The sequence below is a fragment of the Enterococcus sp. B2E4 genome, from assembly GCF_030499455.1.
In the GTDB taxonomy this organism is placed as follows: domain Bacteria; phylum Bacillota; class Bacilli; order Lactobacillales; family Enterococcaceae; genus Enterococcus_D; species Enterococcus_D casseliflavus.
This window is the reverse complement of sequence record NZ_JAUKPK010000005.1, coordinates 69,994-95,612: the sequence shown is the minus strand read 5'-3', so window position 1 is coordinate 95,612 and position 25,619 is coordinate 69,994. Positions and strand designations below refer to the sequence as shown.

Genomic DNA, 25,619 nt, shown 5'->3' with positions numbered 1-25,619 from the left:
CTTAAGCTCCTAGAAACGCAACCGCTGTTTTCGCTATGGAGGCACCGTCTAAGCCATAATGGGCAAACAGTTCTGCCGAAGAACCAGTAATCAAGGCTTCATCCGGAAAAGCAATGATTTTTTGTCGAATGTCCGTTTCTTCTGCCAGCGTTTCCGCCACGGCAGCTCCTAAGCCGTTGTATCGGCTATGTTCTTCCACAGTGATCACGGTGCCTGTTTCTTTCGCCACTCGTTTGACCGTTTCTGAATCAAAGGGCTTCAAGGAATGAACATTTAAAACGGTAGCAGTGATGCCTTGTTTTTCCAATAGCTCAGCAGCATCCAACGCTTGGCGCACGGTTTCGCCAGTGGCGATCAATGCGACATCTTGACCGCTTCTCAGCTCAATGGCTTTGCCGATCTCAAAAGGATAATCTGCAGAATCATAACAATCTTCAACAGGATTACGACCGAGACGGATATAGGCTGGTTCATTTGATGCCGCTAAGGCTTTAAACATTTGGATCGTTTCAAAGCGATCTGCTGGCAACAGCACTTGCAAATTAGGGATCGCTCGCGCCACTGCGATGTCTTGCAAGGAATGATGACTCATGCCTAATGCCCCATAGCTGACACCGCCGCTGATGCCTACGAGTTTGACATTTTTATTCGAATACGCGACATCGACTTTGATCTGCTCGATACTGCGCATGCTGAGGAAACAAGCTGGAGATGCAACGAAAGGGCGTTTGCCCATATGGGCTAAGCCGGCCGCAATACTGACGATGTTTTGCTCTGCAATCCCTACTTCCACCAATTGTGTCGGTAATTCCTTGGCAAAAGGTGCCAACGAAGCGGAACCACGAGAATCACTGGTCAACACCGTGATCGCAGGATTCTTTTTTCCTTCTTCAATCAATACGTCGCACATCGCTTGGCGATTGGCAATATTATTTTTTCCCATGAGTCAAAACCTCCATTTGCTGATCAAGTTCGGCAATGGCTTGTGCAAGCTCTTCTGCCGTCGGCACTTTATGATGCCATTGCGCTTGATTTTCGGCTGCGGAATAGCCTTTGCCTTTGATGGTTTTGGCAATGATCAGCTTCGGTTGATTGGGCTGATGCGGTTTTTCTAATGCAGCCACCAAGGCAGCCATATCATTGCCATCAACGATATGCACATCCCAACCAAAGGCACGCCATTTTTCATCTAGCGGCTCCACGGCCATCACATCTTCCGAGGCTCCAGTGATCTGCAAGCCGTTGCGATCAATGATGGCGGTCAAATTGTCCAGCTGGTAGTTGGCAGCCGCCATGGCTCCTTCCCATACCGAGCCTTCTGCTAATTCGCCATCTCCCAACAATGTATAGGTTTGATACGTGCGGTGATCCAGTTTGCCTGCCAAGGCGATCCCTACTGCGACGGGTAAGCCGTGGCCTAGCGAACCAGTATTCATCTCAACACCAGCTACTTTATTGTTTGGATGACCGATCAGTCGTGAACCAAATTGCGAAAAGGTGGCTAATTCTTCTTTTGGCAAAAAACCTTTGTCCGCTAAAACGGCCCATAGTACTTCTGCCGCATGTCCTTTACTTTGGATATACTGGTCACGATCTTGCTTTTGGGGGTCTTTCGCATCGACATTCATTATCCGATAATACAAGGCCACTAAAATATCGGTACAAGAAAGATCCGAACCAGTATGACCCGTTTTTGCTTGATAGATCAGCTCTAACACGGATTTTCGAATCGTTAAAGCCTTCATCTCCAGCTCGTTTATTTCCATGATTGATCCCCTCTCAAGTATGCTTTGACGTCTTCTTCGATCGGATCATAAAAATCTGGCTGCACGCCGATGTATTTGCACGCTTCGTACAAAATCGGCACCACATTTTTTCTGACCGCCGCAACGTGATGAATATAAGGGCCCTCAACAAGTTTGAATTCCAAGCGATTCAAATTCGCAAATTCCAGATAGAGATAGGTCCCTTGATTGTATGGGCCATCGATCCCTTTACCAGTGCCCATCAGTAGTGAGTACTCGCCGTTGTCCCCATCAAAGCGACACAGCGTATACTCGTCTTTGATTGCCCGAAAAGCGACTGATCCTGGATAGTCAAAAACAAAATGTCGTTGCGGCAAGATCGGTTTGGTCTCTGCGGTGGAATAAGCAAAAACTCCTAAGTGTTGAAGCAATTCGCCATTCTCGTTCTCTGGATGGCGGCAGTTGACATCCGCAAAGATCGCTCGGTGTTCCCCCAACGAAGCGGCTTCGACCAACAGTTCCGAGATTGCCCCATGGACATCCGTCTCACAGACAAAAGGCAAACCTTCTTCTTGTAACAGTGACAAGGAGGCATACGGTAAAATACCGATTTCGTCTTGTAAGGCCGTCCAACACTGGATGACTCCTGCATTGCAGCCGTAACTTTCACATAAGTTTTGCAAAGCCACTTTAAGGGCTGCCACCATTTCCAAATCTTTCGCCGAAATTTGGACTTCCGTATTGGTTTCAAAATAATCAATGACTGCTTGCAATTTATCTGGCTGCTGTTCTTTGACTTTCTTGATTTCTTGCACCACTTCTTGGATCGGTACTGGTGATAGCGAAATATTGAAACGCTCCAATAGTTCGCCTTCGTTGCAGATCACAGTCCAAAAATCAAAGGGGCGTGGGCCAACTTGCAAGATTCGTGTTTGTTTGAAGGTCTTGACGACATTGCAGACTTTGATAAAGTCTTGCAAGCCGCGGGCAAATTCTGGTGAATCAATATCAGAATTTTTGACATAGGTGAAAGGTACCTTGAAACGGCGCAAGACTTTCCCAATAGCGAAAAGACCGCATTGCGTATCCCGCAAACGTGAACCGTCGGCGGCTGGCGTCTCATCTTTGGGTCCCCACAGTAAGACGGGAACATCTAGTTTTTTGGCTAGACGAGCACAGGCATATTCCGTACCAAAGTTTTCATTGGCTAGAAAAAGACCGTCGATTTTTGCTGCTTTGAATTTTTCGGCGATTTTTTCAACCCCTTCATCATCGTATAGCAAGCCATCTTCGTTGATATCTAAAATATCTACATAATCAATGGCCAGTTCGTCCATTTTTTGTCGTGTCAGATTGGCGTACTCAATGGCTGCTTCTGCACTAAATAAATTTCTTCTAGTCGGGGCGAACCCGATGGTTACTTTATCCATAAAACCACCCTTTGCGTTTTAGTATATTTAGCTAAATTTTTATTTCTTCCACGATTCGTGCTACATTTTTGCTCAGAAATTCCTCATCCGTCAGTAAAACGATTTTTTTATCAGGAAAGGCTGCGGCGACTTTCGCTTGATTGAAGCGGGTTTGAGGAGCTAAAATCAAAAAATCATAGTCATTCCCCACCATAAATATTTCTGAAAAAGGCGCGGAATTCACTTGGTAATGCTGATCATCCGCTAGTTGTTCTTTGATCGCTTTGACGAGCAGTGCGCTGGAGAGCCCAGTTGCACAAAAGAGACCGATCTGTGTCATCTATTCACTTCCTCAAAATGTAATCCCTTACTTTTTACACCTTAAATATAGCATAAGCTAAATTTTTTGCAATAGTTTTAGATAAATATTTTTGTTTAATAACTAAAAAAGGACAAAACGCTTGCTAAACGTTTTGTCCTTTTTCTTATTTTTATCTTAATTGATGCTTTCACGTTCGACGATCGTCGTGGCGACCAGCATTTTCAGATGGTTTTCATCTTCACTGGTGATTTTCTCGATCAAGCGTCGCACGGCTTGGCGACCAAGGTACACTTTATCTACTTTGACGGTGGTCAGTGGTGGGTTGCAAAATTCCGCCAAAGGAATATCATCGAACCCAACGATGGTCAACGGATGATCGGGAAACACTTCGCGAATGGCTTTCATTGCACCGATGGCGATATTGTCATTGACCGCAAAAAAGGCGCTTGGTAACGGTCGCTGATCGTCACGCATGGATTCCAAATAGACCTTCATGTCTTGATAGGAGCCTTCCAAGGTGGGTTCTACTAAGGCTTCCGTCTCTTCATAATGGATCAGATCATGCTCTTGGATCGCTTGGACGAACCCTTGCTTGCGTTCACGGAAGTTGTTGATTTGAAAGGTTGAATTGATGATCCCGATGTCACGGTGGCCTTTTTCGATCATCTTTTCAACGATCTCATAGGCGCTGTCACGATTATTGATGGCGACAAAATCAAAGTCCTGCGAATTAAAAATCGTATCTAAAATCACTAAGGGTACTTCCAAATGACGGAAGACTGCTAAATCTTGTTTTTCCAATTCCGTTCCTAACAATAGCAAACCATCTGCTAATTCTGGACGGATCTTTTCAATCGGGTCTTCTTCTGGTGCCAGTGTGATATGGGAAATGACCAGTTCATAGCCTAACGTACTGCACTCCATTTCGATTCCTCGGATCAATTCAGAAAAGAAAGGCGTATCCCCTACGACATTTCCTTGCTTGTTCATTACGACAAATTTGATTTTTTGGCTTTCCGTTTTTTTAATTTCTCGCTGATCAAAATACCCCATCTCACGAGCGATCTTCAAGATCGCTTGCCGTTTTTGTTCACTGATCCCCTTCCGATTGTTGATCGCATTAGAGACTGTTCCGCTGGAAACGCCAGCTTTTCGGGCAATATCAGAGATCACAACTTTCATTTGCTCACCGCTTTCTGCTTCTCATTCTGTTAAAAGTATAGCAAAAGAATTGTTTTTTTACTACCAAAAAAGCTAAAACAAACTAAAATTTTTAGTTTGTTTTAGCTTCTACTTTGATTAGTTACTTTGTTCCGCCAAAATGCAGAAGGACAATGGGTCGATGGTTATCCTTGGCGCTGCTACGCCGCGAGAAACGATCCCAGCTCCTTTGGGGTCAGCAACGAGGTGCCAAGAAGTATTTTCTGTTGCCGTCGGTAAGTCAAAGGACCAGCTTTCTTCCGTGCTGTTGAGTAAAACGAACAAGGAACGCCATGGATGCTGTTCGTCACGATTGGGTACTTGATACGCCAAGCGATTTTCATCCTTTGTCTCATAAAAGACCATGCTTTCAGCCGTTTGGGTCGTGGCATCTCTCAATGGTGCATAGGACTGTCGCAATGCCCACAAGCCCCGATACAGCTCGCGAAATTCTTTGAAAGTTTTGGCACGTGCCCAATCCAGCTGATTGACTGTCAGTGGCGAACGGAAGGAGTTTTCATCGCCTTCTTTGGTACGGCCAAATTCTTCCCCAGCTTGGGTTAGCACGGCTCCTTGGCTAGTAAACAAAATGGCTGCTGCTAGTTTGTTACGAGCTAAAAGCTCAGGATCAAAATCATAATTTCTTTCCTTCGCTGAAGCCTGCATGGTTGCAACCAGTTTGTCCCATAAGGTCAAATTATCATGGACTGACGCATAGGCGATCACTTGACGGGGCGATTTTGCCCAGCGCTCGGCGCCTTCTTGTCCAGCAACTTTCGTATTTCCTTGAATCGCCGTTGCCAAATTTGCTGCATAAAAGGTTTGCTTGACTTGCGGTTGACCATTCATTCCTTGAATAAACGCGCCGTCTGTTTCTTCAAAGACATCGCCCTTGATACTGTCTCTTAAATCATTGCTAAAAACCGCAACGCCTTCTGACAGTGCCCAAACATTGCTTTTGTTCGCTGGGATATTCGGCTGAATAATTTGATTGCTGCCGGCATCCCATGGCTCGCCGTATAAAATCACATGGCTGAAGCCGGCATCATCTAGGCGTTGACGCAACTGGTTCATGGTTTCCACATCAATCAAGCCCATCAAATCAAAACGAAAGCCGTCGATTTTGTATTCTTGCGCCCAATATAAAACCGAATCAATGATAAATTTACGCATCATTTTCCGTTCAGAAGCCACTTCATTTCCGCAAGCAGAACCGTCTGCAAAATTCCCCACATCATCTTGGCGGTAGTAATAATCAGGCACCGTCAAATTAAACCACGATTCTTCTGTGATCGCAGTGTGATTGAAGACCACATCCATCACAACGCCGATGGCTTCTTCATGCAGCGATTGGATCATTTGCTTGCATTCACGAATCCGCGCCTTGGGATCACTAGGATCAGAAGCGTATCGTCCTTCAGGTACATTGTAATTCTTCGGATCATAGCCCCAGTTATAGGCAGACGAAGTTTCATCATTGTCAAAATCGAAGATCGGCAGCAGATGAACATAATTGATCCCCAGCTCTTTTAAATAAGCCATGCCAGTTGGTTGACTTTCATCCCCCACCAGATGGGTCTTTTTTTCAGTAAAGGCTAAATATTTTCCGCGATTTTCTGGTGAAATCCCGCTGTTTTCGGCGCCGCTGAAATCTTCGACATGCAATTCCCAAATATAGGCATCTGTGATCGATTGTTGACCGACGCCGTGAGTCTCCTGCCAGCCTTCAGGATCTGTTTCCTTTAAATCAATGATGGCCCCACGGTTTCCGTTGATCCCTACTGCCTTGGCATAAAGATCCACCGCTTCGACTTTTTGACCGTCTCGTTGAAATTCAAACGTATAAAACAGCTCTTTGACGTTTTCTTCCGTCGTGACTTGCCAACAGTTGTCTTCTTGGACCATTGGCAGCGACAGCAGGCGATCATCAGCCCCAGCGACACCGCTTTGATAAATCAATACTGAAACGGCCTCTGCTTCTGGTGACCAGCATTTGAACGTGGTTTGCTGTCCTTGAAAAGTCACACCAAGATCATTCCCGTGATACGTATGTTCTTCTAAAAAACCGATCCTGCGATCGATCGCAATCTTTTTTTCTCCATACTGCGTGTTTTGTCCCATCAAAATTCCTCCATTCAACATTGCTAACTATAAAACCCAGTTACTTTTCTGCTATTTCTACCTTCTCATATTTCTTGAAAATTGCCAACAATAACTGACAGCGTACATACAAAAAACAGCTAAGACCAAAAAAGCAGGCAATGTACATGCTGAAAACCAGCGCATAGGGTGAAAGAAGCATGATGACAATAGGGGCTGCAGTCAGAAGATGAAGACAAAGTATTTTAAAAGGATGCTTTGCGGCGACTTTGATGCTGTTCAAAAGGATCGTTTTGATTCCGCTATCGTAACGGGCGAGTAAGAAAAACGAAACTTGGAAAAACTGAAGCCACATGAACGTACAAATTACTAAGCCTACGGTAAAAAGATCAGGCGTCCCTTTTAGTTGGAAATAATACAACCAATCAGCAGTCAAAAGCCACAAAGAAAAAAGTAGACTAAGCCAGATGAGAGTGCTCTTTCGAAAGCTTTGACAAAAGGTCGACCAAAACTGCTGAACAACAGCCGGTGCTTTTCCTTCTATCAGGTCAGTCGCCACTTTTGAGCCCGCAGTGATGGCTGCGCCGATCGTAAAGATCGGCAAACTAAAAAACAAGAGTAGTACATTCAATAAGAGCAACTGGCTGAATTTCCAAGCGATTCGTGCGAAGAAGTTTTCTGAATGAAAAAAGTGTATCATTTGGGTTTACTCCTTTACTGATCCGACAACGATTCCTTGAACGAAATATTTTTGTAGAAGCGGATAAATAATCAATAACGGCACCACTGCCACCACGATCTTCGCTGCATTCAAGTTTCGATCAGAGACCGCTAGCAGACTTTGTAGCTGCTCGGAAGTCAAATTCCCAGCTTGTTGCATTGTTTCAGCAATGTTGACTGATAGTGTTTGGATATAGGTCATTAAAGGATAGTTTTCAGTCTTGGTCATATAGATCAGTCCACTGAAAAAATCATTCCAACTACCGACAATACTGAATAGAGAAACGGTTGCCAAACACGGCAAAGACATTGGGATATAGATTCGTCCCAAAATCTGCAGTGGGTTGGCACCATCGATCCGAGCAGATTCTTCCAATGATTTGGGAATTCCCCGAAAGAAATTCATCACCAAGATCACACTGCCGATAGGGACTGCACTAGGTAAAATCAGGGACCAAATCGTATTCAATAATCCTAGATTGCGAACGACCAAATACGTTGGGATCATGCCGCCACTGAATAGCATAGCGAAAACCATCACGCCCATGAATAATTTTCTCGTTCGAAATACTTTTTTTGATTTAGACAGCGGGTAAGCCATCGTTACGATCATCAAAAGGTTCAACAGCAGCGAAACGATCACACGAATGACCGAGATCCCAAAGGAACGCCAAAATTGCTGATCGCTCATGATGCGCTCATAAGCCGCTAAGGTCAGATCCACTGGCCATAGCCCCACAGCATTTGCCGCGACCGCACTGCTGCTGCTTAAAGAAAGTGCCACGACATTCAACATCGGTACTAAACAAGAAAGAGCTAAAACAATGACGATCAAATAAATTACTGCATGCCGTATACTAAATTTTTCTTTCATCTCTTTTTTCCTTTCCTTAAAACATCACTCTGTCAGTCTTCTTCTCCGCAATTTTGTTGGAAGACCAAATCAAGAATAGACCGATCACCGATTTGACCAGACCAACGGCAGTCCCTAAGCTGTAGTCTCTACCAATCAGACCGATTCGGTAGACATAGGTATCGATAATATCACCGCTTTGATACACAACCGGAGAATACAGGTTATAAATTTGGTCGAAGCCGGCATTTAAGATATTAGGCAGCGACAAAATCGTCATCAGCAAAATAAAAGGCATCATCCCAGGCAGGGTTACGTGCCAGACTTTTTTTGACCAAGAAGCACCATCCATCGTTGCTACTTCATATAACCCTGGATCAATCGAGGTAATGGCAGCAAGGTACACGATCGAACTGTAACCGAAACTTTTCCAAACATCGGTCCCGATCAGCAAACGCGGAAACAGCTGATTACTACCCAAAAAGTTTAATGGTTCTACACCAAAGTTTTGTAAAATCTGATTCACCGTTCCATCAAGGCTGAATAAATTGACCACTACTGAAGCCAGTATGACCCATGAAAGAAAATGGGGCAAATAAACGATGGTCTGAATGGAGCGTTTCATCCACTTTACACGTACTTCATTTAATAGAATCGCAAAAAGAATCGGTACGATCGTATTAAAGATAATTTTCCAAAAAGCGATAAAAATCGTGTTTTTAGTCACTAAGAAAATATCTGGTAAACTGAACAAATAGCGAAAGTGCTCGAATCCCACAAATTCAGAACCTAATACACCTTTCGCTGGCACATAATCTTGAAATGCCATCAACAGCCCAAACATAGGACCATAAGAAAAAATCAAAATAAAAATGATGCCTGGTAAAATCATCCCTAAAAAGAAAAGCTGGTCTCGAGAAAACCACTTTTTCTTTTCTTTTTTGCTTTCTTTTTCAACAGAAAGTTCCATTTACTTACTCCTCCATAAGTTTTTTGCCTCACCAGCCGCTTGATGAAAAAATTCGAACAAAGAAAAGGCACCTGCAGTCGATTTCCCTGCATACAACCTTGCTTTTCTTTGTTCGAAAGACGAGTGTCAGAACCGCTGGAGTGGCCGCTTAATTATCTGCTCGCTGATCTACTACTTCTTGCATTTCTTCAAGTATGGCTGTTCCACCTTGGCTATTCCAGGTTTCAACATAGTTATCGAAGTTTTCCAGGGGTTCTTCTCCAGTGATAAACTTAATGAAGGTCTCTTCCTCCAGTTTCCCTACTTGTGCGCCGTTTCGTTCATTGGCTTTGATCGAATCAAAACGCGGTGGTTTGACTTCATTCAAACGTCCTTGCTCTCTGATACCGCCCATCACATTATTGACGGCTAAATAGCGGGAAGCATAGCGGGTCCAGTCCACCGGATCGGTTTCTTCAGGGCTATCCAGATATTGCTTGATTTTTTCGGCATTTTCTTTGATGAAGAAGTTAGAGATATCATCGATAGATGTTTCACCAACCGCCGCCTTGGAAGCTTCTACAGCATCATCAATCTCACTATAGGCTTTTAAGAAAACAACATTCCATGGACGAACCGTCCCATCGACATCCACTTTCGCATAGTCATAAATTTCCGGAAACTCGGTTTCAATATCTTCCGAGTTGGCAACTTCACCATAAATCAGATTGATCATCTCCATGATTTTTTCCGGCTCAGAAAAACCTTTGCGTACCACGATGTATTGCCCAGTGCCGCGGTTAGCCACGGCATTGACCCCGCCATCGCCGTTAGCATTTTCAAGGGCATAAGGAACAAATTCAGCATTCGGATCATTTTGTTTAGCTTGTACTAACCCCCAGTCAGGCATGTGCCAAGGACCAAAAGCGATGCCCGTTTCTCCATTAACCATCATGGCATGGATATCGTCATACGTCCGGGTACCAAATTGCGGATCCATGAACCCTTCATCTTGCCATTCCTTCAACAGCGTTAGTGCTTCTTTCATTTCTGGCGTATTGGAGCCATAGAACATCTGTCCATTCTCATCTTGGAGATACGATTTTGGGTAGGCTCCAAACGCATTCATGATGGCTGTCCCTGTATATGCCGTGCCGCCATGATTTGGCGAAGACAACCAGAAGGCCAATGGCAAACCAACCGCTTTTCCGGTGTTGGCTAAATCATTTTCTTGAAAAGCAATCGCTGTTTCCTTTAACTCATCCAATGTAATTGAGCGATTGCCATCTTTATCCAGTTCAATACCCAGCTCATCTAGCCAGTCCTGGCGCAACCAGACAAGATTGGGCCCGAAGTCATCGCTAGTAGATGGGATCGCCATCAAGCGATCATCAAACGTAGCTGCTTCTAACTGAATCCCATCAAACGAATCATAGATGTCTTTTAGAAAATCGTCGGCATGTTCCTCAAATACTTCGGTCAAGTCTTCCACTAAATCATTGTTAACTAATTCTTCCAATTCATCTCTTGATCCGACGATCATTGTATCCGGTAATTCCCCTGAAGCGATCGCTAGCGATACTTGCCGATCGTAATCTTCCCCGTGGGCTTCAAAGGCACTCTCCAGTTCGATGCCCAAGCGTTCTTGAATCAATCGAGTATACGCGTTGTTGCTGTAAGAGTCCCCCTCCGGCAGTTTTGAGTTCGGTGCGGTTTGGCGTCCGATCGTAATCACGGTATCCCCATTTTCATTGGTCTTTGCTTCTTCTGAACTGCATCCTGTCATAATAAGTGCTGAAGCCATGGCTGTTAAAATTGCTGTTCCCCGCCTGAATTTCATTGTTTTCCTCCTCAAACTTTTTTGATATCCTTATTATACGCAATCGCTTCCATAGAAAATATAGCACTTTTTTCAGATTTATAGCACGATTTCCAGAAAATAAAACGTTTACAAATTTGCTCTGTTGCTTTTTTTGTTTATCGCTTACTATAGAAAGAAGAAGCGACTGTGTAATTTTCTCTATACGAAAGGACGGCGAAAACCATGTACCGACTGCTGCTTGCTGATGACAGTTACGATCAAAGAGAAGTGATCAAATACTTCTTGAGTCAGCATGAAAAAGAATGGCTGATCGAAGAAGCCAAAAATGGCCGCGAAGCCTGGCAACTTTTTCAGAAACAGCCCTTTGACTTGATAATTACCGACGTAAAAATGCCTTTTATGGATGGACATGCCCTCGTAGCGAGAATCAAAGAAGCAGTTCCTGAAATTCCTGTGATGTTTATCAGCGGCTTTGAAGATTTTCATTATGTAAAAAAAGCCATACAGTTACAAGCGGTTGACTACCTCTTAAAACCAATCGACCCTGATGATTTTTATGAACAAATAAATAAAATCATTCTCTTTATTGATCAACAAAAGCAGCGCGCTTACACAAAAACAATCGCACAAACCCATTACTTGAAAGAGATTTTGAGTAAACTTTTTTATGGCTATCCTTGGCATTCACTGCCGAAAGAAGAGCAATCGGTTGCACAAGATTTTTTTAAGACTCATCCCTCTTTTTTTCTCGTTACTTGGCCGCTGGATTCTTGGAATGCGCCGGATTTTGTTCCTTCGCTGTCTGCTGCATTTCCTGAAATGTTCAGTTTGTTTTTAGCTCCAGCACAACTGCTCTTTTTTAACGAACCTTTGCCAAAAAGGGAAATCGAGGAGCGAAAAAACAACTTGACTACCTATTTTTCCGAGCAGTTTCAGCAAAAAATAACACTTTTTGACAGCGGACCAGTTCCCCACCATTCAGGAATGTACGGCACCTATCATGACTTACTGAAGACCAGTCAGCGGTCTTTTTATCAGCAAAACAAAGGGAATATCTGCCAGCTGCTTCCGGGAGATCACTACATCGTCAAGAAAGCTCTTTTTGAAAAAACCATTTCGTATGTGAATCAATACGAAAGTAAAAAAGCACACGCGCTTGTGAAAACAGTTTTCGACTGCTTTGAAACAAATGGACGTGAGGAACCAACCAATACCAAATTTTATTTTGCGACCTTTTATCAAACCATCATCGATCAGTGCACGATCGCCTTTGATGCGGAGCATGGCGCTAATCAGATCGGAAAAATACTGGAAGCGCCAAGTCTACAATTAATTGCGGATATTTTTGATGCCCTCTTCCGTTATATCCATGATGCACTGCTTCAAATCAACGGGAGTCAGTCAAATGACTATGTGCGCCAAGTAAAATCCTATATATTCGCTCATTTTCACCAAGAGTTGAGCTTGGAGCGCTTAGCAAAGGAAGTCAATATCAATCCTAACTACCTAAGCGAATTATTCAGTACTTCTGAAGGCATGGGTATCACCAAATACATCAAGTCTTACCGTATCAAACAGGCTCAGAAGCGTTTAAAGAACTCGAACTGCAGCATTCGAACTATCTCCAAACAAGTTGGCTTTAATCATTATTCCTATTTTTGCAAAACGTTCCGAGAAATTGTCGGAATGACGCCGGATGCCTATAGAAAGAGAGGTCCCTCTTGTTAAGAAAAGTCCACGATTGTTTTAAAAATTTTCGTTTTCAAAAAAAGATCGCCCTTATTTCGATTCTTTCAAGCATTGTTCCTCTGATCGTTTTGACCTTTGTCGGGGTATCTATCATCCGAGCCTTTATCCAACAGCAGGAAAAAAGTGCTTACTCCGATAATCTCAAAAGTATCAGCTATCAGTTAGAAAGCAAGATCCATACCTATCGGGACAGCCTGCTTTTCTTAGCCAACAATACCGCCTTGACGCAAGAACTTTCTAGTCAACGCTTCTCAAACTTTGATCAATACAATCTCTTTCAAAATACGATCTTGCCTTTGTTTCACAGTGTTCGTTTTCCGCAAGCAGATATCAAAGGCATCACGCTATACACCACGATCGATCTTTATGATCATGGGCAATATGTCAAAAAAATCACTGCTGACACGGCGCTACCTTTTCTCAAAGAGAAACCCTCGACTGAAATTCGCACGTATTTTGACAAAGAACGGGAGGAACTTTCTTTTTATACCAACCTTTTTTTAAAAGGCCATACCGCAGATTCCCTAAACTACATCGTTTTGACCATCGATCGAGCAGCATTGTTCACGAATCTTGATGCAGTCACTGAGGAACCTTACGATTTGACGATCCAGTCAGAGACCGGGCAGACGCTTTACCGCATTGATTATTTGACGAAGCAGCAGCGTACTCAAAAACAGTGGTTGGTTGGAAGCGCAGTTATTGAAGAAGCCCCTGTACTGCTGGATAATCATTGGCAAATCGTTTTTGTTAAAACCGCACAGTCATTTTTCAGCAGTCTACTGTATCTAGTTGGTGCGGCACTCATTATCTTTGGTTTTGTATTAGTGATATTGGTTTTATCCAGCTGGTGGCTAGCAAAAACAGTGGTACAGCCGATCAATTCTTTGGCCCAGCAAATGGCTTCTTTATCAATGGATCAATTCAAAATCGAGCATAGTTATTCTTCAGAAGATGAAGTTGGACAGTTATACACCAATTTTCAAAAAATGCTAGATAAAATCGCTGAGCTGATCAATGAAGTATATGAAGCCGAACTGAAACAAAAAGAATACGAATTGCGGGTTCTGCAAGCCCAGATCAATCCGCATTTCTTTTATAATTCCTTAGCATTGATCAGCAATACTGCCACACTAAACGGCAATCACGAAATCCGTGAGATGGCTCAGCTGCTGTCTCGATTCTACCGTCTCAGCCTAAACCAAGGATCCAATCGGTTATCCGTCAGCAAAGAACTCGATCTGACGATCACCTATGCTAAAATTCAGCAAAAAATGCATCACCATTCCTTTGATTTAGTCCTCGAAATTGACTCAAATATCGATGAATATCCGATGATCAATCTACTCTTGCAGCCGTTTGTCGAAAATGCCGTCTTTCATGGGCTGGATCATATTGAAGATGACCGCAGAGGTGTATTGACGATCCGCTGCCTCAAAGAAGGACAATGGCTGCGGTTTGAGATTCAAGACAATGGTCCTGGGATTGATCCTGAACAGCTAAAACAACTGGAGCAACCTTCTGATCAACATTATGGTATCAACAATGTACGCCAGCGGCTAGCATTGTACTATGGCACGCAAGCTTCCTTAGCGATTCAATCAGTAAAAGGTGAAAAAACCACAATTGTTCTACTCATACCGCAAGACTTGCCTCCTCAAAAAAAACCGTTAGTGAAGAATGTTTGATCACTAACGGTTTTTTGGTGTCGAAATATTCAGATATTTATTTTAATGCTTGATTTCAAGTACCTATTCTTCTACAGCAAACGCACCAGCCTCTAACAATGCTTGCGGTCCCCGATCACGTGGCGCGCTTTTTGGTTCCTTTAACATTCGTTCCCAATACTCAATGGTATCTTTCATAAAATCATTCTTGCTGTCACTACACCCTTCACGAATAAACAGCAATACCAACCCACTAAAAAAGATCAAGGCTTCTTCATGATATTTTCTCAGATCGCTTTTATGCGCACATTGAAAAACAGCTGATTTAGCAATTGCTTCTTGAAAATAAGCAAAAGAACGCTCTTTTATGTAAGGACCACAGCCAATATCATTTAAAAAAAGTGCGAAAAAGAGGTTGCGATTGCGGCTGGCAAATACGTAATAGTCCTGCCAAAAGCTGTATAAGGAATCGAGTGTCTCTTCTGACTCTTTTTTTGTTTCGTGAATGTCGCGAAACACATCATCAACCATCGCCTGTTTATAATTTTGCATGTTTGAAAAATTTAAATAGATCGGTTGGGTCGATGTTCGTGCATATTTAGCAATGTCGCGGACAGTGATTGGTCGATAAAGATATTCCACCAGATATTTTTTTAAGCAATTGATCAAATATTTTTTCGTAATCGTTGCTTTTCTCATAATACCCCTTCCTTTCTGGACGTCACCAATTCTTGCTGATGTTCGTCTCATTCACTTTGACTACTTGCAGCTTTTAGAAGCACAACCAACGCCCATTTTCTTACTGAAAGTAATCTTTATACTTCTACTTTAACAAAAAAGAGCACGTTAACCTATAATTTCCGCCGATTTTCTTAATTTTATTTTTTATTTTTGACCATTTTATTAAAGAAACTCTTGTTGTCTTATGGTGCTCAGACTTAAGGCTGATTTTGACTGGTGCTGCTTGTGGAATGATACTATGTAATGTATAGTATGAGTATGAACAGGAGGAGAGCCTTTGGATGCCCAATTAAAAAAAGGATTATTGGAAATTTGTGTTTTGGCTTATTTGCAGCATGGTGACTCTTATGGCTATGAATTAGTCAAAAACATATCTCCTTTACTGCCAATCTCAGAATCAACGCTCTATCCTATCTTGAAGCGCTTAGAAGCCAGCCGAGCGGTTGAGACTTATAATAAAAGCCATCAAGGACGGACCCGAAAATATTACCGCTTGACCAAAATCGGAAAACAGCGGATCGACGATTTTTTAACCAACGACTGGCCCCAATTGACATTGATCCAGCGATTTATTAAAGGAGGAACATTAGATGAACAGAGTTGATTTTATCAAGGCATTGGCTGCGGAATTATCTGAAAAAGTCAGACCTAGCGAGATTCATCAGCTGATCAACTATTATGACGAGATGATCGAAGATTTGATGGAAGAAGGATACACCGAAGAAGAAGCCGTGGCACGCCTTGGCTCCCCAAAAGAACTGATCCAAGCAGTTACCGAAACGGAAGAGGTCGTAGTAGAGATTCCCCGCCGCTTTCATCCCTTCTTGCTCTTGATTTTAGTGCTGGGCTTCCCATTGTGGGGCAGCCTCTTGTTAAGTGCCGCTTTGCTGATCCTAAGCTTTTTAATAATCATCTGGTGTGTACCTTTCACCACTGGCATGATTGGTGTCACTACGTTTATCGGTGGGATCGCCAGCGTTGTCTTAAGTCCCATGCTGATGGCGGATGGTTTCTATCTCTTTTTAAGTCAGTTAGGCATGGGGATTTTCTTATTTGGTTTAGGGCTGCTTTGCCTGATCGCCACTTATAGTATGAGCCGACCTTTTTCACGTCTTACCCACTCCCTTGTTGTTTGGCCGAAATTATTTGTTCAAAACTATCGAAAGAAGGCAGTCCTATGATCAAAATCAATAAGCGCTTTTTCGTTTTTCTCAGTCTGTTGTTTATTATTCTCGGACTGGTCATCACCTTTATCGGTTTTTCAATGTCAGGCTACTCACCTGATGCCTACCATATTGAGCATCGTCGCTGGTATCAACTCGTTGGTTTCTATACGGAATAACAGACGGAAAATAATTATAAGTTGATTTTTTCGTCAGAAAAACTAGCAATTTGCATTAATTTCATGTATCGGTGAAAAAATTGAACTTCTATTTTTGACGGAACCATATTACTATATAGGTACATCCTGTATCCTATTTCATAGGGTAACCAAAAAAACCCATACCATCCTATGGGTTTTTTTGCTGTCTATAAAAGCAAAAAAACGTGCCGCAAGTCCAGGTATCGCCAAGCCAGCTGTTTTAGCTAACCTTGGCAGAACCTGTCTGCAGTACGTTTTTTCTAATGATCGATTATTCCCCTAGTACTGGCTGTTCTTGCACAGTGCCAATAGGAAACAAGGCGCGAAACACCCGGCGAACGATTGGACCTGCAATGAACAATTGCAACGGCAATGCGACGATCACATTTTTCCCAATGTTGCTTAGCCAATTGACGAACACCGAGTGATCAGGGTTTGGGTGCATCAACGCACCAAAGAGTGACATACAGATCACCATGCCGGCGATCATCAATGAAGAAATCAAACCGATTTTTTTCCAAGTAGCTGATTGATGGTCCAAAAATCGAAACGCCAAACCTTTTGCCGGACCAGAAACAATGAACCAATCCAAAATAAAGGCGACACAAAGGGCTAATGGCAATTCATTCCACGCCAATTGGAATGCCAATGCCGAAACACCGACTTGAAACATGAGGTTATAAACACTCATAAAATACACCATGAAAATACACATAAGTGTCGTATAGATCAAACTTTCTTTTTTATTGATGGGCATGTAACAACTTCCTTTCTCTTTTTCGTACTCGACTATTCTAGCAGAAGAAAATTTTTCGTGTAAGTAAAAGTTTGAAAACTTTCAAAAAAGTTTTTTGCTATTTTTTTATCCACTTCTCTTGACACTTTCTTATGAAGTCAGTAGAATAGCGATAGATTAAATCGTACAGATAACAAGCGGGTTCGCTTGTCGAGAGAGAGGCGGTTTCTATGAGAATAGAAACAGTCTCTTTTTTTGCGAATTTTTAGAGGTGAGAATATGGAAAACAACAAAAAACTCGTGGGGGCGATCCTCGCAACCGGATTGATGTCATTTGCAGGTGTGCTGATTGAAACAGCCATGAATGTAACGTTTCCGACATTGATCGATCAATTTACGCTTTCAACATCCGATGTTCAATGGGTGACGACCATCTACTTACTGGTCATCTCCATCATTGTCCCAATATCGACCTACCTTTTGAAACGCTTCTCATTGAGAACCTTGTTTCTAGCTGCCAACGCCTTTTTCCTTGTTGGCTTGGTGATCGACTTTTTATCGCCGACGTTTGCCATTTTGCTGATTGGCCGCTTTTTCCAAGGTGCCAGCACAGGGATCGCACTGCCTTTGATGTTCCACATCATTTTGACTTACTCCCCCTTTGAAAAACGGGGAGCGGCAATCGGCTTAGGGAATTTGACCACTTCCATCGCTCCAGCGATCGGACCGACATATGGGGGCTTATTGACCGCCCATTGGTCTTGGAATGCGATCTTTCTTTTCTTGATCCCAGTCTTGCTGATCTCCCTAGTACTCGGCCTTTACTCGATCCCTAAAACGGCTGGGACAAAAGACACTTCCCTGGATTTACTGAGTGTATTAGGAATCGTCTTGATGTTCAGCGGCTTCTTATTGTTCTTGAATCAAGTAGGCACCTTAGCGAGTCTACTGCCGCTGCTTTTCGGTTTCATTGGTGCTGGCTTGTTTTATCAACGCTCAAAAGGCCCGAACCCTTTGATTCGTTTGGCTGTTTTGAAAAACCGCAGCTTCAGTTTGTTTCTGTTTGGCTTTCTTGTTTGTCAGTTCCTTTTACTGGGCATTTCCTTTGTCTTGCCGAACTTTGTCCAACTCGTCTTGGGAAAAGATGCCTTTACTGCAGGATTAGTTATGCTTCCTGGGGCGGCGATCGGGGCGATCCTTGCGCCGATCTCTGGTCGGTTGCTGGATAAAGTTGGACCGAAAAAACCGATCCTGTCTGGTTTGACGTTGATTGCCATTGGTTGGCTTGCCTTAGCCCTCGTTTTGCGTTCGCCTTTCATTTGGAGCCTAGTTGCTGGACATGTCTTTTACATGATCGGGATCGGCTTAGCCTACAGCAATATGATGACCACCGGCTTAAACAAGCTGACTCCTGCGTTGTACGCGGACGGTAATGCGATCTTTAATACGCTGCAGCAATTTTCTGGTGCAGTGGCGACGGCTGTGGTAGCGACCATTATCAATTTGGCACAAAATGCGGCGACCGATTACACCCAAGGGACGGTCATCGGCTCTCAAATCGCCTTATTCTTTTTGTGGGCCTTAGTCTTACTGACTTTCCTATTAACGATCAACTACTTCCGCAAAAGCACCGACAAAAAAGCCGTCAGCTAACTGCGGCTTTACCCATTGAAAACCAAGAAAAAGCCGCTCTCCCATGAGGGCGGCCATAAAAAAATCCGCTTCCGATCCCCCTTCTTAGTCAAAGGGTGCTCTCGGAAACGGATTATTTTTTTAGTTTAATTCAGCGGAACCAACCGCTGTTTTGGCTGTCACTGTGCCTGTGGTCGTCAATGAAAGCTGACGCACTTTTTCGGCATTCGTGATGACTGTTAAAACATCTGTCTGTTTGCCAGCTGCGGTCACTGCCTCTAGATCCATCACTGCAATCTTCGTTTCTGGTGTGACCGTGTCACCTTCAGAAACAAGGACCTCAAATGGCGCACCTTTTAATTCCACAGTATCTAAGCCCATATGAACAAGAACTTCCGCGCCACCAGGCGTTAAAATCCCAATTGCATGCTTTGTTTCAAAAATGCTAGAGATCGTACCTGCAACAGGAGCATAAATCGTTCCATTCGTTGGCTGAACAGCAAAGCCGTCACCCATCATTTTTTGAGAAAAGACAGGATCAGAAACTTCAGTGATGGCAACTACTTTCCCATCAGCTGGAGCATAAAGGGTTTCTTCTGAAACTTGTGCTGCTTCTGGGGCTGCAGTTGTCGGTGCAGCCGTCGTTGGTGCAACAGCCGCTGCTGCAGCTGTATCAGCAGCCAATTGCGGTTCTAATTTATTTAAGAAGGTAACTTTTCTAAAGATGATGGTGCAAACAAACGTGATCGCAATCGTCACCGCCATTGAGATGAAGACCATTGGATAGTTTTCAATTTTAAATGATAAGAAGCCAGGCAGTCCCCCTACACCAATACCTAATGCACGGGTATTCGTTGCAGTGATCAGCATACCACCAAAGGCAGAACCTACCATTGCTGCGACAAATGGGTAAACATATTTCAAATTGATCCCGAACATCGCTGGTTCAGTAACCCCCATGTAAGCAGAAATCGTTGCTGGAACAGAGACTTGTTCTTCTTTTTTATTGCCACGGTGAAGGAACCAAATCGCCAATACTGCCGTACCTTGCGCAATATTTGACAGCATGATCATTGGCCAAAGGTTGGTTGTCCCAAAATCCGCTACTAATTGAGAGTCGATCGCTAGCGTTGTATGATGCAATCCGGTAATAACCAAAGGCGCATACAAGCCACCGAAAATGAAACCAAATAACCAGTTTAATGGTGAGGTCAAGCCAGCATTTACGACCCAAGAAATGCCTGATCCGATTTGCCAACCGATTGGACCTAACACCATGTGGGCTGCTAAAATAGTTGGCAGCAATGAGAACAATGGAACGAAGATCATTGAAACCGCTTCTGGAATCCATTTCCGGAAGAATCTTTCAAGATAAACCAATAAGAAACCTGCCAGCATTGCTGGGATCACTTGTGCTTGATACCCAATTTTATCAATAGTGAAGAACCCGAAGTCCCACGTATAATTTTGAGCAATTTCTGCAGCAGAAGTTGAACTTACTGAATAAGCATTTAATAATTGCGGTGAAACCAATGTAATCCCTAAAACAATCCCTAATATTTGCGTGGTTCCCATCTTACGTGTAATACTCCAAGTAATCCCTACTGGTAGAAAGTGAAAGATGGCTTCACAGGGCAGCCATAAAAAGCCGTTGACACCGTTCCAAAAAGTAGAAGCTTGTGTAATGGTTTGCCCACCTAGAGCTTCTAGCGGTACACCTTCTAAGAAATTTCTCAGCCCTAGCATCAAACCACCGACAATAATCGCTGGTAATAACGGGGTAAAGATCTCAGCTAACGTAGCGATCGCTCGTTGCACGATATTTTGATTGTTTTTTGCAATCGCTTTACTTTGTTCTTTAGAAACACCTTCTATTCCTGATACATCGGTAAAATCATTGTAAAACGTTGAGACATCATTGCCGATAATGACTTGGAATTGTCCCGCATTGGTAAACATTCCTTTGACACTTGGAATTTCTTCAATTGCCTTTTCGTTTGCTTTTGACTGATCGTTCAAAACAAAACGCATCCGTGTCGCGCAATGTGTTACTGCGGCGATATTTTCTTTGCCGCCAACATATTCCAGCAGCTTCTCAGCATCATCACGATACTTTCCCATAATTAATAAACCCCTTTCATCTCCACTTGTATATATATGTTTTGATTACGCACTAATCATAACTTGATAATTTTGATATTGCAAGCGTTTCAAACCAATTTTTTTCACTTTTTCTATAAACAATACAAGCAAATAGCAAAGGTACGATATAAAAACCTTGATAAATAAACGTTTTTTAAAATATTTCATTAATATAAAATAATATTGCTAACAACTTTATTTACTGTTTATTTTACAAAAAAGAATAAAAAAACAGGCTAGATAAATTGAAATAGCTTACAATTTACGTTATAATCGTTTTGCATGTATAGACAAGTTTAAAGGAGGACAACTACTGTGAATACGATTATATTGTCTAAGGAACAATGGCTGTTAACGGATCAAACTGGTACGACCTATCCGTTTTCTGGGACTGACAGTGAGCGCGTTGCCGCACTGACCGCGCAGCTGCAGCAAATGGAAGGTGGCGGCATCGTCTCTGAATCGCTGGTGTTTACGAATGAAGAAGGGACTTTTTCACTGGACCAATGGTTGACAGAAAAATTGAATCGTCCCTTTGTTTGCACTACGAAAGAACAGTATGAAGAAAAAACTGCTGAAATTCCTTGGCGCCTCGAATACTATGGCTACACCCCTGGTAAAGATGAATACTCGGTGGAGTCACTTTTAACCGTCGGTAACGGCTATTTAGGGCTGCGAGGCACAACGCCTGAGATGACCATTTGTGAAGCGAACTATCCAGGGCTGTATTTAGCAAGTCTTTACAATACGGTGGAATCGGATGTTTCTGGTCATACCATCAGCAATGAAGACTTCGTCAATGCACCGAATCTGCAAAAAATGTACGTAAAGATCGATGATGAAGTGATCGATATCGCCAACAATCAGCTCCTTTCCTTTAAACGGACATTGGATCTGAAGACCGGCTTGTTCCAATCAGTGGCAGAAATTGAAACCAAAAAACAAAAGCGTCTGCGAATCGAAACGAAGAAGATCGCCAATATGCAAGATGTTCACCAATACAGTTTGGTCTATCAGTTTACTCCGCTGAACTTTTCTGGCGCCCTTACCTTCGTCAGTGAAGCCGACGGATCGGTCTATAACTATAACGTCGCTCGTTACCGTAGTTTAACTAACCAGCATTTGACCGTGAAAGAGGCAGCAGCTGAACAAAACAAAGCGCATTTAGTGGTCACCACTAACCAATCACAGATTACCGTTGTCCAATCCTCTGAACTGTTTTCACAGGACCTACCATTGGCTGAGCTGCAAGCTGAAACAAATGACCAGGTTGTCCGTCAGCAAGTAACCCTTGAGGTGACGGAAGGACAAACTTATCGGGTCGAAAAATCAGTCACTGTTGCCGCTTATCGCCAAGAAGAGCCGCAACCGGCATTTACGTTTTCTTCCTTAGCATTACCTGATTTTGCGACGATGTATACCGCCTCAAAACAAGCCTGGGCTGAATTATGGGCGAAAGCGGCCATCGAAGTCACTGGTGACTTGATGTCGCAAAAAATGCTGAATCTGCATACGTATCATCTGCTGGTCTCCGCAGCACCGAATGCTTATCAGGAGTCCTTAGATGCCAGTATCACTGCCCGTGGCCTACATGGTGAAGCCTATCGCGGTCATATTTTCTGGGATGAACTGTTTATCTTACCGTTTTACATTCTACATTTTCCTGACACCGCCAAAGAAATTCTGCTGTATCGCTACCGCCGCTTAGCTGCTGCCAAAAAAGATGCCCAAAAAGCTGGCTACCAAGGCGCCATGTTCCCATGGCAATCAGGATTGGATGGCAGTGAGCAATCCCAAGAACTGCATTTGAACCCTATCAGCGGCGAATGGAAAGAAGATCACAGTCGCTTGCAACGCCATGTCTCCTTAGCGATCGCTTATAACATTTGGCAATACTGGCACAACACGCAAGATCGAGTCTTCATGGAACAATATGGGTTAGAATTGATGTTAGAAGTCGCTCATTTCTGGCAAAGTGCTGCCACCTGGGATGATGCTGCTCAACGTTACTTTATCGATAAAGTCATGGGACCAGATGAATTTCATGAAAGCTACCCAAATAGTGAACAAGGCGGCTTGAAAAACAACGCCTATACCAATATGATGGTAGTATGGTTGTTTGAAGAGATCGAGAACCTTCAACAACAACTTTCAGCAGAGAGCTTCCAAGCGGTATTAGAGAAAACGGCTTTAACCCCTGCAGATATTGCTGCTATGGCAGATATTCGTACCAAGCTGGGCTTAGAGATCGATCCAGAAGGCATCATTGCACAATTTGAAGGGTACTTCCAGCTGGAAGATCTGGATTGGGCTCACTACAAAGAGAAATATGGCAACATCTATCGGATGGACCGCATCTTGAACGCTGAAGGCAAGAGTGCTGACAGCTACAAAGTCGCGAAACAAGCGGATAGTTTGATGATTTTCTACAATTTCTCAAAAGAGCAAGTCAATCAGATTTTGGCAGATCTTTCTTACCAGTTGCCAACAGACTATATTGAAAAAAATCTCCATTATTACTTGGCTCGTACCTCCCACGGCTCGACGTTGTCACGCATCGTTCATGCCCAGTTGGCGGCAATGGTAGATGATCAGGAGTTGGCTTGGTCATTATACCAAGAAGCCCTCTCTTCTGATTACCGTGATATCCAAGGCGGGACTACAGCAGAAGGCATTCACGCCGGTGTCATGGCTGCTACGTTGTTTATTCCATTAACCACTTTTGCTGGGATCGATATTCGAGAAGAGCAGCTGCAGATCACGCCAAACTTGCCGAAAGCTTGGGACAGCTTAGCCTTTCAGCTAGAAGTTCGCGGCATCCGCTTTGCGATGAATGTTACACATGAAACATTGACGATTACCGCTGATCAGCCAGTCATGATCTTAGTGAATGGGCAACAAGTTTCTCTAGAAGCAAAGAAAGAAGCAACGATTACTTACTAAAAGGAGTGTTACACATGAAAAAAGGATTTGTTTTTGATTTAGACGGCGTTATCACAGATACAGCTAAATACCACTACATTGCATGGAAAGAATTAGCTGCTGAGATTGGGATCGAGATCGATTTGAAGTTCAACGAGCAGTTAAAAGGCATCAGCCGCATGGATTCTTTAGAGCGAATCTTAACACTAGGCAACAAAAATGATGCCTACACAGAAGTCGAAAAAGAAGCGTTAGCGACGAAGAAAAATACCCACTACGTACAATTATTACAAAGCTTGACTCCTGATGATCTATTGCCAGGGGTGAAGACATTCCTTGATGAAGCCAAAGCAAAAAACATTCCTTGTGCGATCGCTTCGGCATCCAAAAATGCACCGTTTATTTTGGACAAACTTGGGGTCATGCAAGACTTTGATACGATCGTTGACCCAGCAACCTTGAAAAAAGGCAAACCAGATCCAGAAATCTTTATCCAAGCAGCGCTGGCACTAGGCATTGAACCGGCAGAAGCAGTTGGCTTTGAAGATGCTCAAGCAGGGATCGACGGCATCAAAGCTGCTGGTATGTATGCGGTAGGCGTTTATTCAGGAGAAGAATTACACGGTGCAGATGTGATCGTTGAAAAATTAACGGACCTAAACATTGACGAACTTTTGGCGAAATAGTCGATTGCATTTCCAAATTGGCCTCGCTATAATAGCCAAAGAGGGGGCAATCCGATGAACAAGTTCAAAGAAATATTTTTAGATTTAGAACAAAAAATTCTAGCAAACGAATACCCTCCGCATTCTTTGCTGCCTAGCGAAAACCAATTGATCAAAACTTATGGTGTCTCCCGCGAGACTGTCCGTAAGGCATTGAATTTATTGCGGGATGCTGGTTATATCCAAAAGAAACAAGGGAAAGGTTCGATCGTTTTAGACTTGAATCGCTTTGATTTCCCGATTTCTGGCTTGACGAGTTTTCGAGAGCTGCAAGATACCCAACGCATTCCTAGTGAAACTAAGGTTGTCGAGATCCGCAAGATCGCCGTTTCGCCAAAGCTGCACGAGACCACTGGTTGGCCTGTCGCCTCTGAGGCATGGAAACTGATCCGTCAGCGGAGAATCGATGGAGAAGTGGTGATTTTGGATAAAGATTACCTTGATGCTTCTATTATCGAAGAGTTGCCAGAAAACCGAGCGAAAGTATCGATTTTTGATTACTTTGAAAATGACCTTGGCCTTGAGATCGCTTATGCACAAAAAGAAATTACTGTTGACCCCGTCAACAAAGAATTGCGGGATCTAATGGATCTGCGTCCTGAAGATCAGCATGTCGTTACGGTTCGCAGCCTCGTGTATCTAGAAGACACGCGCTGTTTTGAATACACCGAATCGATCCACCGACTGGATAAATTCCGCTTTGTGGACTTTGCTCGCCGACGCAAGATTTGATGGACGTATAAACGTGAAACACATGAAACAGACCTGGACTTCACCGAGAAGTCTGGGTCTGTTTTGTCTTTCAATAGCCCCCACTCGATG

The 25,619-nt window shown here is 43.3% G+C and carries 22 protein-coding genes; 9 read left to right on the top strand and 13 right to left on the bottom strand.

Features of this window, described 5'->3' with window-relative positions; all coding sequences use genetic code 11:
• Position 1: 1 nt before the first annotated feature.
• From Q1X33_RS04470 to Q1X33_RS04425, 10 genes are all read right to left on the bottom strand, one after another.
• Positions 2 to 943, bottom strand: a complete 942-nt coding sequence (locus tag Q1X33_RS04470) for a transketolase family protein (RefSeq protein WP_005226504.1) — start codon at positions 941 to 943, stop codon at positions 2 to 4.
• A complete protein-coding gene (locus Q1X33_RS04465; protein ID WP_005231740.1) occupies positions 930 to 1,766 on the bottom strand; it encodes a transketolase in 837 nt (278 codons plus the stop codon). The genes Q1X33_RS04470 and Q1X33_RS04465 overlap by 14 nt, the downstream gene beginning before the upstream one ends.
• Positions 1,757 to 3,175 carry an L-fucose/L-arabinose isomerase family protein gene (locus Q1X33_RS04460; protein ID WP_005226500.1) on the bottom strand — a complete coding sequence of 473 codons (1,419 nt, stop codon included), beginning with the start codon at positions 3,173 to 3,175 and terminating at the stop codon, positions 1,757 to 1,759. Before Q1X33_RS04460 ends, Q1X33_RS04465 begins: the two co-directional genes overlap by 10 nt.
• Before the next feature lie 31 nt (positions 3,176 to 3,206).
• Positions 3,207 to 3,494 carry a hypothetical protein gene (locus tag Q1X33_RS04455; protein ID WP_005226498.1) on the bottom strand — a complete coding sequence of 96 codons (288 nt, stop codon included), beginning with the start codon at positions 3,492 to 3,494 and terminating at the stop codon, positions 3,207 to 3,209.
• A 156-nt stretch (positions 3,495 to 3,650) separates the two neighbouring features.
• On the bottom strand, positions 3,651 to 4,658 hold the full coding sequence (locus Q1X33_RS04450; protein ID WP_005226491.1) for a LacI family DNA-binding transcriptional regulator: 1,008 nt from the start codon (positions 4,656 to 4,658) through the stop codon (positions 3,651 to 3,653).
• A 117-nt stretch (positions 4,659 to 4,775) separates the two neighbouring features.
• Positions 4,776 to 6,797: a type I pullulanase gene (gene pulA, locus Q1X33_RS04445; protein ID WP_301969560.1), complete on the bottom strand. Its 2,022-nt coding sequence runs from the start codon at positions 6,795 to 6,797 to the stop codon at positions 4,776 to 4,778.
• Positions 6,798 to 6,837: 40 nt separating this feature from the next.
• On the bottom strand, positions 6,838 to 7,476 hold the full coding sequence (locus Q1X33_RS04440; protein WP_005226487.1) for a DUF624 domain-containing protein: 639 nt from the start codon (positions 7,474 to 7,476) through the stop codon (positions 6,838 to 6,840).
• A gap of 6 nt (positions 7,477 to 7,482) precedes the next feature.
• Positions 7,483 to 8,370 (bottom strand): carbohydrate ABC transporter permease, encoded by an 888-nt coding sequence (locus Q1X33_RS04435; protein WP_015508704.1) that lies wholly within the window; start codon positions 8,368 to 8,370, stop codon positions 7,483 to 7,485.
• 16 nt (positions 8,371 to 8,386) lie between these two features.
• Complete coding sequence (locus tag Q1X33_RS04430; RefSeq protein WP_005226483.1) at positions 8,387 to 9,319, bottom strand: sugar ABC transporter permease; 933 nt, start codon at positions 9,317 to 9,319, stop codon at positions 8,387 to 8,389.
• A gap of 148 nt (positions 9,320 to 9,467) precedes the next feature.
• Positions 9,468 to 11,138, bottom strand: coding sequence for an extracellular solute-binding protein (locus Q1X33_RS04425; RefSeq protein ID WP_128432094.1), 1,671 nt, complete (start codon positions 11,136 to 11,138; stop codon positions 9,468 to 9,470).
• Positions 11,139 to 11,342: 204 nt separating this feature from the next.
• Here Q1X33_RS04425 and Q1X33_RS04420 point away from each other — a divergent pair, with 204 nt between their 5' ends.
• Together Q1X33_RS04420 and Q1X33_RS04415 are read left to right on the top strand one after the other, a co-directional pair.
• Complete coding sequence (locus tag Q1X33_RS04420; protein WP_005226476.1) at positions 11,343 to 12,848, top strand: response regulator; 1,506 nt, start codon at positions 11,343 to 11,345, stop codon at positions 12,846 to 12,848.
• Complete coding sequence (locus tag Q1X33_RS04415; RefSeq protein ID WP_005226475.1) at positions 12,842 to 14,557, top strand: sensor histidine kinase; 1,716 nt, start codon at positions 12,842 to 12,844, stop codon at positions 14,555 to 14,557. The genes Q1X33_RS04420 and Q1X33_RS04415 overlap by 7 nt, the downstream gene beginning before the upstream one ends.
• A gap of 63 nt (positions 14,558 to 14,620) precedes the next feature.
• Here the strand turns inward: Q1X33_RS04415 and Q1X33_RS04410 are convergent, their stop codons facing one another.
• On the bottom strand, positions 14,621 to 15,235 hold the full coding sequence (locus Q1X33_RS04410; protein ID WP_171805168.1) for a TetR/AcrR family transcriptional regulator: 615 nt from the start codon (positions 15,233 to 15,235) through the stop codon (positions 14,621 to 14,623).
• Between the two features lie 319 nt (positions 15,236 to 15,554).
• Here Q1X33_RS04410 and Q1X33_RS04405 point away from each other — a divergent pair, with 319 nt between their 5' ends.
• The 3 genes from Q1X33_RS04405 to Q1X33_RS04395 are packed head-to-tail and all read left to right on the top strand — an operon-like array spanning position 15,555 to position 16,619.
• Positions 15,555 to 15,881 (top strand): PadR family transcriptional regulator, encoded by a 327-nt coding sequence (locus tag Q1X33_RS04405; protein ID WP_005226473.1) that lies wholly within the window; start codon positions 15,555 to 15,557, stop codon positions 15,879 to 15,881.
• Positions 15,868 to 16,458 carry a DUF1700 domain-containing protein gene (locus Q1X33_RS04400; RefSeq protein WP_005226472.1) on the top strand — a complete coding sequence of 197 codons (591 nt, stop codon included), beginning with the start codon at positions 15,868 to 15,870 and terminating at the stop codon, positions 16,456 to 16,458. The genes Q1X33_RS04405 and Q1X33_RS04400 overlap by 14 nt, the downstream gene beginning before the upstream one ends.
• Complete coding sequence (locus Q1X33_RS04395; RefSeq protein ID WP_005226470.1) at positions 16,455 to 16,619, top strand: hypothetical protein; 165 nt, start codon at positions 16,455 to 16,457, stop codon at positions 16,617 to 16,619. Before Q1X33_RS04400 ends, Q1X33_RS04395 begins: the two co-directional genes overlap by 4 nt.
• 292 nt (positions 16,620 to 16,911) lie before the next feature.
• Here the strand turns inward: Q1X33_RS04395 and Q1X33_RS04390 are convergent, their stop codons facing one another.
• Positions 16,912 to 17,397 carry a hypothetical protein gene (locus Q1X33_RS04390; protein ID WP_005226468.1) on the bottom strand — a complete coding sequence of 162 codons (486 nt, stop codon included), beginning with the start codon at positions 17,395 to 17,397 and terminating at the stop codon, positions 16,912 to 16,914.
• A 258-nt stretch (positions 17,398 to 17,655) separates the two neighbouring features.
• On the opposite strand from Q1X33_RS04390, the gene Q1X33_RS04385 reads away from it, so the two are divergent.
• Complete coding sequence (locus Q1X33_RS04385) at positions 17,656 to 19,029, top strand: MFS transporter (RefSeq protein WP_005226466.1); 1,374 nt, start codon at positions 17,656 to 17,658, stop codon at positions 19,027 to 19,029.
• Between the two features lie 120 nt (positions 19,030 to 19,149).
• Here Q1X33_RS04385 and treP read toward each other — a convergent pair whose 3' ends face one another.
• Positions 19,150 to 21,129 (bottom strand): PTS system trehalose-specific EIIBC component, encoded by a 1,980-nt coding sequence (gene treP / locus Q1X33_RS04380; RefSeq protein ID WP_005226464.1) that lies wholly within the window; start codon positions 21,127 to 21,129, stop codon positions 19,150 to 19,152.
• A 336-nt stretch (positions 21,130 to 21,465) separates the two neighbouring features.
• On the opposite strand from treP, the gene Q1X33_RS04375 reads away from it, so the two are divergent.
• The 3 genes from Q1X33_RS04375 to treR are packed head-to-tail and all read left to right on the top strand — an operon-like array spanning position 21,466 to position 25,529.
• Positions 21,466 to 24,093, top strand: a complete 2,628-nt coding sequence (locus tag Q1X33_RS04375) for a glycoside hydrolase family 65 protein (protein WP_034868949.1) — start codon at positions 21,466 to 21,468, stop codon at positions 24,091 to 24,093.
• 14 nt (positions 24,094 to 24,107) lie between these two features.
• Positions 24,108 to 24,758, top strand: coding sequence for a beta-phosphoglucomutase (gene pgmB, locus Q1X33_RS04370; protein WP_005232889.1), 651 nt, complete (start codon positions 24,108 to 24,110; stop codon positions 24,756 to 24,758).
• 54 nt (positions 24,759 to 24,812) lie between these two features.
• Positions 24,813 to 25,529 carry a trehalose operon repressor gene (treR, locus tag Q1X33_RS04365; protein WP_005226457.1) on the top strand — a complete coding sequence of 239 codons (717 nt, stop codon included), beginning with the start codon at positions 24,813 to 24,815 and terminating at the stop codon, positions 25,527 to 25,529.
• The last annotated feature ends 90 nt before the right edge of the window (positions 25,530 to 25,619 follow it).